Here is a 423-nt window from a genome sequence, read left to right as displayed (position 1 = left end):
ATTTTTCTAAAATACAATTATTTGGGTTAGAAGGACTTTCACTTCTTATTGGTCGCTTAATCATTACTGTTATAGTTGGTTATTCATTAATGGGTGATTTTAGCTCTAAACTTAAAAATATCCTGGCTTTTTCAATTCTCTTTATCTATCTGTTTTTAGCTTACAGCGGTATCGAAGCCTATCAGGATGTTCGCCTTCCCGGAGTTTTACAGCGAATAGCAATTGTATATTTTGTAGTTTCTCTTTTATATTTAAAAACCAGCAAAAAAACACAAATCATAACCGGTGCAGTTTTATTATTAGGGTATTGGGCAGCAATGACATTAATACCTGTTCCCGGAATTGGAGCTCCAAATCTGGAAAAAGGAACTAATCTTGCTTCATGGGTTGACAGTATATTACTAAAAGGACATATGTACCGCG

The 423-nt window shown here is 34.3% G+C and carries 1 pseudogene; it reads left to right on the top strand.

The window, feature by feature from the left end:
• Positions 1-423 (top strand): annotated as a pseudogene (locus BW716_RS35705) (hypothetical protein); the annotation flags it as partial.

It is taken from the genome of [Flexibacter] sp. ATCC 35208 (assembly GCF_001975825.1).
Taxonomy (GTDB): domain Bacteria; phylum Bacteroidota; class Bacteroidia; order Chitinophagales; family Chitinophagaceae; genus Chitinophaga.
The sequence above is the reverse complement of the archived record's forward strand: the minus strand, read 5'-3'. Positions and strand labels throughout refer to the sequence as shown.